The following is a 10629-nucleotide window of genomic DNA, read 5'->3' on the forward strand; positions in this document are numbered from 1 at the left end:
TGGTTATAAGGTACAGGCCCCGTCTACGCTCAGGACCGTTCCATTAATAAATTTAGCGTCGTCCGAGGCTAGAAAGGCAAAGGCGGCAGCAATCTCTTCCGGTTCCCCCAGACGTCCGGCCGGTACTTTAACCAGAATCTTTTCCTGCAACACCTGTTCAGGTATCTTTTTCACCATGTCCGTACCGATAAAACCAGGGGCTACACAGTTAAAGCGTAAACCATTCCTAGCCATTTCCTTGGCCCAGGACTTAGTCATACCGATAACGCCCCATTTGGTCGCCGCATAATTGGTCTGTCCCAAATTGCCGTAAATACCGACAACGGACGAACTCGTCAGTACAACGCCGGACTTTTGCTCCAGCATATAAGGCAGCACCGCCGAAGTACAGTTGAACACGCCGGTCAGATTCACATTTATGACAGCATCCCACGCTTCCCGGGTCATTTTTTTCATCATGGCGTCTTTGGTTATGCCGGCATTATTAATCAATACATCCACCTTGCCAAAAACGGCGACCACTTTCTCGACCATTGCCTTTACACTGTCTGTATCGGTAACGTTTACATTCACATAGACAGCTTCACCGCCGTTGGCCGTCACTTCATTTACCGTGGCCGTTCCATCGCCAAAATCGGCAACAGCCACTTTGGCTCCCTCTTCGGCAAATCGCAAAGCCGTTGCTTTACCGATTCCGCTGGCCGCCCCCGTAATAATAATCACCTTATTTTTCAATCCGCGCATAATTACACTCCCTCCAATACTAGTAAGTCTCATCCAGTCTAGTGCAAAATGCATGCCAATTATTCACAGATTGATTTACCGGATTCCTTTATCCTATAGATAATGACCAACATCGGGTTGACAAAGCATTCTTTTTCGATTCCCGCTCCGCTCTTTCGGCTTCCTTCCAAACCCTGGATTGTGTCTGGTTACCTATACACCGTCTATTTTTCTGTACACAACTTCCCAGGTATTATCGTCTGAAAATATTCATTTTTTCTGTACTTTCAGTCAAAGTGAAGTTTGGCACAAATCTTGCTTTATAGTAAAGTGAGTGGACAATGGAAGGAGGTACTCGCCGGCCGGTTGCGCATCTGCTTAATTCAAAATTTCAGAAATCATTAGGAGGTAATTGCATGGAAGTTATAGGCATTCTGCTAAGTTTGTTCTTATTAATGTTCTTTGCTTACAGAGGTTTTTCCGTCATTCTTTTTGCCCCTGTATTTGCCCTGCTTGCCGCTTCATTGTCAGGCCTGTCCGTAATGCCTGCTTATACGGAATTATTTATGGCCAAAGCCGTAGTTTACATTAAATCGTTTTTTCCTGTATTTTTACTGGGCGCCGTATTCGGCAAAATCATGGAGGATACGGGTCTGGCCAAAGGAATTGCCCATTTTATCATTAAATCACTGGGCAAAGACCGGGCTATCCTGTCGGTGGTCCTCGCCGGCGCCGTCCTGACCTACGGCGGTGTCAGCCTCTTCGTTGTAGTATTTGCCGTTTATCCCTTTGCCGCCGCCCTGTTCCGCGAAGCGGACATTCCCAAACGGCTGCTGCCCGGTGCCATTGCACTAGGCGCCTTTACCGCTACGATGGACAGTCTGCCGGGTACCCCCCAGATTCAAAATTTGATTCCTACCAACTTTTTCGGCACTACTATTTATTCCGCCCCCATTCTCGGCACCCTCGGCGGACTTTCCATTTTCACCCTCGGCATTTTGTGGCTGGAACGCCGCCGGAAACAGGCTGCCGCCAAAGGGGAAGGCTATGGTAATCATACCCTTAATGAACCGGAAATCAAGGAAGATGCCGCGCTGCCGTCCTGGCAACTCGGGGTTCTGCCGTTGATTGCCGTACTGGTTGTCAATTTTCTTATGACCCAGGTATTCCAATGGAATCCTCATATGCTGGAACCTTTCAAAGCGATGAAACTGCCGTTGACCGCTCCGGCCGTAAAAAATGTAATCAGCATCTGGTCCCTGATTATCGCCCTGGCTTCCGGCATTCTGCTGGCTATCGCCCTAGGCTATAAAAATCTCGGCAAAGGCATGCTGGCCAAATCGTTAAACGCCGGTGCCATCGGTTCGCTTCTTGCCATCATGAATACCGCCTCCGAAGTTGGCTATGGTAACATTATCGCCTCCCTGCCCGGTTTCAAAGCCATTTCCGCCGCCCTAATGGGAATTAAAATCGGCGGCTCGCCGTTGGTTTCCGAAGCAGTTACGGTTAACGTCCTGGCCGGCGTAACCGGGTCCGCTTCCGGCGGGATGTCCATCGCCCTGGATCTTATGTCCAAGAATTGGCTCGCCTGGGCCCATTCCGTCGGCATGTCGCCGGAAATTCTCCACCGGGTTGCTTCCATGGCTTCCGGCGGGATGGATACGTTGCCTCACAATGGCGCCGTCATTACGCTGCTGGCGGTTTGCGGCATGACACACAAAGATTCCTACGGCGATATCTTTGCCATGACCATAATTAAAACCTGTATGGTGTTCGTTGTCATTCTGCTTCATACCCTTACAGGCATTCTGTAAACGAACCGGACAAAAACCGGAATTATTCTGACAGAATCTACGCGTGTCTTAGTCAGAGAGCGATTGGCTGTTCGCCAATCGCTCTCTCTTTTATTCAATCACAAACTATAGCCCTAGATAAGCCCTTTTTCCCTGGCCTGAATTGTCAAAACTTCCCGGAACTCCGGGTGACTGACAGCAATCAATTCTTGTGCTCTTTGGCGGAGACTTTTTCCCCGCAGGCTGGCCACCCCATATTCTGTCACTACATAGTGGACATCATTGCGCGATGTCGAAACAGCCGCCCCCCGGTCAAGCTCAGGACAGATGCGGGATATCTTTCCTTGAGCTGCGGTAGACGGCAAGGCAATGATTGCTTTTCCTCCCGGGGAACGGCTTGCCCCCCGGACAAAATCCACTTGACCGCCAATGCCGCTGAACTGCCGGCAACCAAGCATTTCTGCGTTCACTTGTCCCATCAAATCCACCTGCAGAGCGGAATTAATGGATACCATGTTTGTATGTTGGCCGATAATATAGGGATCATTAACGTAATCCACAGGATATAATTCAACATTTGGGTTATTATCAACGAAATCATATAGTTTGCGTGTTCCCATTAAAAACGTCGCCGTAAATTTCCCGGTATTGATCGTTTTTTTCCGGTTCGTGATGACGCCAGCCTCGGCTAAAAATGCCACGCCATCGGAAAACATTTCCGAATGGATGCCTAAGTCTTTTTTGTCCTTTAAAAATAACAATACCGCATCGGGAATGGCACCGATCCCTAACTGCAGAGTCGCTCCATCCGGAATCAGACTGGCAACATTTTCGCCGATCCTGCGTTCCAGTTCACCGATCGAAGGTGATTTTAGCTCAAGTAGGGCTTCATCTTTTTCTACAATATAGGTAATCTGGTCCAGTCCTATTTTAGTTCCTCCCGTCCGCGGCATTTGATTGTTCATCTGGGCAATGACCGTTCTGGCACCCTCGGCAGCGGGCAAAGTATAGTCTACAGATACGCCGAGACTGCAAAAGCCGTTTTCGTCCGGCGGGGTAACCTGCATGAGGACCGCATCTACCGGCAAAATATTTTCTTTAAACAAGCGCGGTATTTCGGAAAAAAAGCAGGGAGTATAATCCGCCCGCTTTTCCTCGACTGCCTTTCTGGTGGATGCACCCACAAATAATGCATTATGACGAAAACTTTTCTCCATTCCCGGTTGGGCGTACGGAGCCGGTCCCATCGCTACCATATGAACAACTTCCACATCATTAAGTTCCGGCGCTCTGGCGGCCAGCGCTGCTACCAGCGCCTGCGGTTCACCGCAGGCATGGCCGACTACTACTCTGTCCCCCGGTTTTATGCTACCCAATGCCTGTTCGGCGGAAACCAGTTTATGACGATAACGGTTTCTCCAACTTTCCAATAGAATCCCTCACTTTTTTGATAGCTTGCATGCCGAGCTGTTCTTCTGCCACTACCACTGCGTCAAGCGTATTGGCCGCAATTACGGCAGCGGGAGTGCTGCTGCCGCTGTAGCGCCGGGCACAGTTGGCTGTACAGCCGCTCAGATAGATAATAAAATCGGCATTTAAACTATTATAAATGACCACGTAGCCGCTTTTGACCAAACAATCTTTCATTTCTGCCGCAATGCGTCTCCGGTCAATCCGGGGATTGCATCCGCCACAGAACCGGATACTGATACGGAACGGTCTATTGCTCATTTCTGCTTTTACCCTGACGCAGAATGGCAAGGGCCACCTCGATCAGGTCGTCACTAACCGGCTGCAGCGGCACCACCCCTTTAAGTTCCGGATATACTTCTTTCAGTTCTCTTGCGACCAGTTCGGATAATGTTAGTTGAGCACCGGGGCATGCACTGCACGCCCCCAGCAACTTCACTTTAACATATCCGTCCGGGGTTACTTCCAACAGTTCGATATTCCCATTATGACCGGCGAGTACCGGCCGCACCTTGTTGGCAATGACTTCCGCTAACTTTTCCATATTCCTATCCTCTGCCATTAATTGGTGCCTAAGAAATGCCGGCGATTCTCTTAGCCAATTGTTTCTTCTGTTCCAAATTACCCTGCCGGGAAATCATAATCCGCTGGGCCTGCGGCGACCCCGCGCCATGCATGGATTCCGTACGGTAACCAACGGCGGCGGTTCCCAGGGTCAGGTTTTCAATTAACCGTAAAATTCGCATACGGTCTTCGGTAGGAACAGAAGCTACGCCTTTAAAATACTTTTCAACAACTTTACCGATTTGGGGGTGGTTGAGATCCTTTTCCGACGGCATAGTTACCATCAACCCACCAGCAATATCTTCCGCCAGACGGGCGATCTCATAAGGAAAGCGGGTTACATTCTGTTTACAAACATTGGCTAGCAGCAGGTCGATAATATATGTGCCCGAAGCCGTTGGATGACCTTCCGCCGAACAGGCAATCCCGCAAGCGTACAGGGTCTCGTTGAGATGCGTCATTTCGATGAGTTTATCCTTAATATGGGATGCTTTCGCCGCACCGTTATAATCGGCAGCCAGAGCGGCGGCGCCGATTAATACATCACCCACGCCAACTTTACAGCCACCGTAGCTTTGACGGTGATAGCCGGCAAACCGTTCGACCAGCACGCCGGCAAATTCATATTCGCCGCACATAAACACATTCTCCCAGGGAATAAATACGTGATCAAACACCATCAGCGCTTCATGACCGCCAAACTGCTTATTGCCGACATCAATGCTACCGCCTTCCAGTTTGCGGGTATCGCAGGACTGACGGCCATAGATATAGAAAATTCCTTCAGCATCGGCCGGCGCGCAGAAAGAAACAGCGTAGTCGGCATCCTCTTTGCCCATGGCTATGGTCGGCATAATCAAAATCCAATGCGAATTAATCGCGCCGGTCTGATGAGCTTTCGCGCCGCATACAACAATCCCGTCTTGCCGTTTCTCCACTACATGAACGAAGAGGTCGGGGTCGGCCTGTTTACTGGGAGCAAGGCTGCGGTCTCCTTTGGGGTCCGTCATGGCACCGTCAACCGTCCAGTCTTCTTCCTGCATCTTACGCAAAAATTGGCTGAACCGCTCATGGTAACCGGTGCCTAATTTCCGGTCCATTTCAAAGGTCGTGCTGTCAACGGCGTTGATCGCATCCATGCCGACACAGCGCTGGAAGCAGGCAGCTGTCTTCTGCCCCAACAGACGCTGCATTTTAACTTTTTTCACCAAATCCTCAGCACTTTGGTGCAAATGACAGAAACGGTTAATCTTTTTACCGGTTAAATGGGATGTTGCCGTCATGAGATCCTCATACTGCGGATCTTGCGCCAGCTCATAAGTGGCCTTGACCGAATTCATTGATGGTCTGATAATTGGATGGTCCACCGGATTTTCCACCAGCTCGCCTTGCAGGTAGACCTTAAGTTTTAATTTACGCAAGCTCTCCTCATATTGCTCCGGTGTTTTCAATGCCATAAAAATACCTCCTTGTTTTATTCAAATTATTCAACTCACTCATAATATTGCGGCGCATGTTTCATTGTTTTAAAAAACTCCATATCATGAGAGAACATTACTTTGGCATTATACTTTCTGGCATAATTGCGGACTTTTTCCACAGAACTGAAAAAGGCCAAACTGTCATGCACGATACCTGATGCTTTAACCGGAGGCCCATAATTTTCTCTGGTATAAACTGCATCTTGCGGAAAAATCAAGGTCCCTTCTTTTGCGAGATGAACAATTACCCCCAGGACACCCGGGGTATGCCCCGGTAAAGAGATAATTTCGACTCCGGGAACCAGCTCGAAATCTTTATCAACCAAATGAAACTGCTTTACGGCAACTTCCATGTCGGCTTTTACATAAGCGCCGTGATTTTCCGGCTGCGGTGACAAATGGACGAGGGTTTGCCCATATTCAAAATCCTTGCGATGCACATAAACATCGGCATGTTCAAACCGATAAAGATTGCCGGCGTGGTCAAGGTGCATGTGTGATAGAATGATTGTTTTTATATCTCCCGGCTTGGTACCGGTCAAAGCCAGCTGCCTCTCCAGATCCTGGTTTTCATTATAGTAATAGGGGAATATACTCACTAATCCGTTCGGCCAATACCCTTTCATGGCATTCGGATGACAGCCAAGGTCAAACAGAATTTTCCCTTCCGGATGATCAATTAGAACACAATATACAGGTATTTTGAGCCATTTATGCCGACATTCTTTATTCTGCAATGTTGCTACCGTGGAAAGACCGACCATCCAATTGGCATCGCATTCCAGCCACCCGTTATCCAGCACATAAACCTTCATCCGCTAACCTCCCAACCGTTTTTTCTTACCGGCTGCGCGCACAGTCTATCGATTACTTTCGCAAATATCATGCCAAAATTATAAAGTACCTTGTCAATCATCTAAAACACCAGACGCTATCGCTTAAACCACAGGATTTTTCGGCATTCCGCTTTATTACGTTCATGGAAAAATCCAGAATAAAAAAAGCCTCTCATTAGGCTATTTTTTAAATATTGTGAATATTCGGTTGCAAAACTGCATCTAAAAAAATTTCCTCTACAGCCTTATGATTTGATATCCCGGATCGTCGCACTGTTGCAACTAAGTTGCATACTTGCAACCTTGAACCCAAGCCTCAAAATTCTCCTCCCCAACTCCCTATTTATCAAGTAATTTATATTTACTGGCTTTTCTAAAAATAGTGGACCGATTCATCCCTAATTCTTCGGCAACTTTCGGCCAGGATTGATATTCCTTAAATGCCTCCGCCAGAAAATGCGCTTCAATTTGCTCCATAGTCATTTTTAATTTACTGCCTTTGGATAGCACTTTCCGTTTCGCTATCGAATCTGGTATTTGTTCTATCTTTATTTCATCGGCAGGGGATGTAACAATCAGGCGTTCAATCAGGTTTTCCAGTTCCCGTACGTTACCCGGCCAGGAATACTCTATTAATTTGTCAACAACCTGGGGGGAAATCGTTTTGGCAAATCCAAACTCCCTATTCAATTTATCGACAAAATGCTTAATCAACAGGGGGATGTCTCCTTTATGTTCCCGTAACGGCGGCATATGAATCGGCACCACCATGAGCCGGTAAAATAAATCTTCCCGGAAAGTTCCCTTTTTCACCATTTGTGATAAATCTCGATGGGTTGCGGCAATAATCCTGACGTTAACCGCCACGGAACTCACACCGCCTACTCTGGTAATGGTCTTTTCCTGAATCGCCCGCAGCAGCTTAACCTGTAACACCGGCGGCATCTCACCAATTTCATCAAGAAACAGCGTGCCCTTATGGGCCAATTCAAATAACCCCGGCTTTCCCTCTTTCCGGGCTCCGGTAAATGCGCCTCCCGCATAGCCAAACAGCTCAGACTCTAAGAGATTATCAGGAATAGCACCGCAGTTTATCTTAATAAACGGCTTAGTATCGCCCTTACCCTGGCGATGAATTAATTTAGCCACCAGTTCTTTACCAGTTCCCGATTCACCGGTAATCAGCACGTTAGAATTTACGTCGGCAACTTTTACGGCCAATTCGACGACCGAAGCCATCGCTGTACTACGATAGATAATATCCGCTTCTTTCAGCTGCAGGGACCGTAAAAGGGATAATTCTGTCTGATATTTTAGGGTTTCCGCCACTGTTTTAGAAAGTTTATTCTGCAGATTGACAAGTTCGGTAACATCCCTGACATTCGTTACTACCCGAATTATCTGCCCCCGTTCATTAAAAACCGGGTTACCGGTAACTAAAATATGCTTGTTGGTAGGTTTCACCGTTTGATTAATGGTGACACTTTCCCCGCGTTGCAATACCAGCAATGTTACGGACTGATCGTAAACTCCTTCCTTTACCAGAGCGGCCATATTCTTACCGGTCACCTGACCGGCCTTAACACCGGTAATCCGTTCGTAAGCCTCATTCAATCTTATCACGGTTCCATCACCATCCGTGATAAAGATCCCATCATACGAGGAATTGATAATAGCCTCCAATTCAGTAATTAAATCACCGTCGGCGAATGCAACCGCACTATCCGTTTCAATCCAGGCCTCAATCGTTGCATCTGCCGCCGCATCAAGACAGGCCGTCGCCAATCCTTTCATTTTAACAGTGCCAACATAGTTTAAATTCTCATCGACGACAGGCAAGAAACTGACATCGGCGGCAAGCATGGCCTCCATTCCTTGCCTTATGGTACTTGTCTTTGGTATGGGCTTTATTTTTGCACAAACATTTGCAATTTTCACTCATATCCCCCCCGATTCCAGCTCAGAACTCCCATGCCTCGAACATTGTATTCTTCTAAAAAATACATTCTAAGTTTTTTATTATTTTCCTTTAGAGTCTTAGAAAAAAACTGTCCCCAAAGCATTATCGCTCTGAGGACAGCCTTTTTTCTCTCTTATCCTACTTTTTCATAACCGTTGCTTTGCCGTCAATCACAACCGTTCCTTCCTGATTGGTTACGGTTGTTTTCAGAATAAGACGTTTTTTCGCCTCAATCTTTTCGACGACCTCCACCGTTGCGGTCACCGTATCGCCGATTTTTACCGGCGCCTTAAACGCAACCTCTTGTCCCAGATAAATGGTGTTCGCACCGGGAAGGGTCGTTCCCAGTACGGCGGAAATAAAACCAACCGACAGCATACCATGGGCAATGCGTTCTTTAAACATAGTGCCTTTGGCAAATTCCGCATTGACATGCACGGGATTGAAATCGCCGGTCAATCCTGCAAAGGTATAGACATCATATTCGGTAACCGTCTTGGACATACTGGCCTTATCGCCTACCTGAATATCGGCAAACTTAACGTCCTGAATCATATTCTTCCTTCCCTTCCGCTTTGTAATAACCAGGACAATCCGGTATCCGTTTTGCTTATCCCCTAATTTTCTTAAACTCGGCGGTCAAAGCCGGCAACACTTCCAGGACGTCGCCGACAATGCCGTAATTGGCCACTTTGAAAATCGGCGCGTCCGGATCTTTGTTGATGGCCACAATAATATCCGACGACGACATCCCGGCCAGATGCTGAATGGCCCCGGAGATACCGCAGGCAAAGTACACTTTGGGTCCCACCGTCTTGCCCGTCTGGCCGACCTGATGCAGCGCCGGCTTCCAGCCTGCGTCAACCGCCGCCCGCGAAGCTCCGACCGCTCCGCCCAGCGCCTCCGCCAGTTCCTCGATCAGGGCAAAATTCTCCGGCTTGCACAGGCCCCGTCCGCCGGATACAATGATCTCCGCTTCTTCCAGGTTGCAGGATGCCGTACATACCTGAATGAGGTCCACCAATTTCGTGCGCAGGTCCGCCGCTTTGACTTTGCTCGTCACCCGCACCACTTCTCCCGCGCGCGAGAAATCCGGTTCCGGTTTCTTGAATACTTTCGGCCGCACCGTCCCCATTTGCGGCCGGTGTTCCGGGCACAGGATGGTCGCCATAATATTGCCCCCGAAGGCCGGCCGGGTCCAGGCCACCAGGCCTGTTGGCTCGTCAATGCCCAGATTAGTGCAATCCGCCGTCAGGCCCGTTCCTACCCGGGCCGCCACCCGGGGCCCCAGGTCCCGTCCGTCGTTGGTCGCGCCCATCAGGATTACGGACGGTTTATAGGTTTTGATGAGGTCCGTCAGAGTAATGGTGTACGCGTCGGTGTTGTAATGGCTGAATTCCGGGCCTTCCACCAAATAGACTTTATCGGCCCCGTTGGCAAAGACTTCTTTTGCCAGCCCTGCCACCTGTTCCCCGATGATCACGCCGGCCAGTTCCTGCCCCAGCGCATCCGCCAGCAGCCTTCCCTGGCCCAGAAGTTCATGCGCTACATTGCGGGCCTGTCCGCCCACTTGTTCCACATACACCCAGACGCCCTTGTATTCCGCCTTATCCATGGCCACGTTCTTTTCTTCCGTTTCCCGGACAATCGCCCCGACGGGACAGACATCGATACACGCGCCGCAGGCCGTACAGGCCTCGGTGATAAACGCCTTGTCCTCCCGCATTTCGATGGCGCCGAACGGACAGGTGCCCACACAGGCGCCGCAGCCAATACATTCCGCTTTTTTTACTACAACAGCC

General features: G+C 49.0%; 10 protein-coding genes and 1 pseudogene. 1 reads left to right on the top strand and 10 read right to left on the bottom strand.

Annotated features, from left to right (window positions below):
- Nucleotides 1-3 precede the first annotated feature (3 nt).
- On the bottom strand, nt 4-744 hold the full coding sequence (locus LUCIF_RS09465) for a beta-ketoacyl-ACP reductase (RefSeq protein WP_122627634.1): 741 nt from the start codon (nt 742-744) through the stop codon (nt 4-6).
- 395 nt (nt 745-1139) lie between these two features.
- On the opposite strand from LUCIF_RS09465, the gene LUCIF_RS09470 reads away from it, so the two are divergent.
- A complete protein-coding gene (locus tag LUCIF_RS09470; RefSeq protein ID WP_122627635.1) occupies nt 1140-2537 on the top strand; it encodes a GntP family permease in 1398 nt (465 codons plus the stop codon).
- 113 nt (nt 2538-2650) lie between these two features.
- On the opposite strand, the gene LUCIF_RS09475 is transcribed toward LUCIF_RS09470, so the two are convergent.
- From LUCIF_RS09475 to LUCIF_RS27300, 9 genes and pseudogenes are all read right to left on the bottom strand, one after another.
- Nucleotides 2651-3946: an acetyl-CoA hydrolase/transferase family protein gene (locus LUCIF_RS09475; protein WP_122627636.1), complete on the bottom strand. Its 1296-nt coding sequence runs from the start codon at nt 3944-3946 to the stop codon at nt 2651-2653.
- Entirely contained in the window at nt 3915-4247 is a 333-nt protein-coding gene (locus LUCIF_RS09480) for a hypothetical protein (RefSeq protein ID WP_122627638.1), read from the bottom strand. The genes LUCIF_RS09475 and LUCIF_RS09480 overlap by 32 nt, the downstream gene beginning before the upstream one ends.
- Nucleotides 4237-4530, bottom strand: a complete 294-nt coding sequence (locus LUCIF_RS09485; protein WP_122627639.1) for a NifU family protein — start codon at nt 4528-4530, stop codon at nt 4237-4239. Before LUCIF_RS09485 ends, LUCIF_RS09480 begins: the two co-directional genes overlap by 11 nt.
- A gap of 28 nt (nt 4531-4558) precedes the next feature.
- Nucleotides 4559-6007 carry a 4-hydroxyphenylacetate 3-hydroxylase family protein gene (locus LUCIF_RS09490; protein ID WP_122627641.1) on the bottom strand — a complete coding sequence of 483 codons (1449 nt, stop codon included), beginning with the start codon at nt 6005-6007 and terminating at the stop codon, nt 4559-4561.
- Nucleotides 6008-6042: 35 nt separating this feature from the next.
- The gene (locus LUCIF_RS09495; protein ID WP_122627642.1) at nt 6043-6846 is read right to left on the bottom strand and encodes an N-acyl homoserine lactonase family protein; all 804 of its coding nucleotides are present in this window, start codon (nt 6844-6846) and stop codon (nt 6043-6045) included.
- A 360-nt stretch (nt 6847-7206) separates the two neighbouring features.
- Nucleotides 7207-8805, bottom strand: a complete 1599-nt coding sequence (locus LUCIF_RS09500; protein WP_207857326.1) for a sigma 54-interacting transcriptional regulator — start codon at nt 8803-8805, stop codon at nt 7207-7209.
- A 160-nt stretch (nt 8806-8965) separates the two neighbouring features.
- Complete coding sequence (locus tag LUCIF_RS09505; RefSeq protein WP_122627644.1) at nt 8966-9382, bottom strand: MaoC family dehydratase; 417 nt, start codon at nt 9380-9382, stop codon at nt 8966-8968.
- A gap of 55 nt (nt 9383-9437) precedes the next feature.
- The gene (locus tag LUCIF_RS09510; protein WP_207857351.1) at nt 9438-10442 is read right to left on the bottom strand and encodes an electron transfer flavoprotein subunit alpha/FixB family protein; all 1005 of its coding nucleotides are present in this window, start codon (nt 10440-10442) and stop codon (nt 9438-9440) included.
- A gap of 57 nt (nt 10443-10499) precedes the next feature.
- A pseudogene (locus tag LUCIF_RS27300) lies at nt 10500-10601 on the bottom strand (4Fe-4S binding protein); the annotation flags it as partial.
- Nucleotides 10602-10629 lie beyond the last annotated feature (28 nt).

Source organism: Allolucifera butyrica (genome assembly GCF_900476375.1).
Lineage (GTDB): Bacteria > Bacillota > Negativicutes > Sporomusales > UPPP01 > Lucifera > Lucifera butyrica.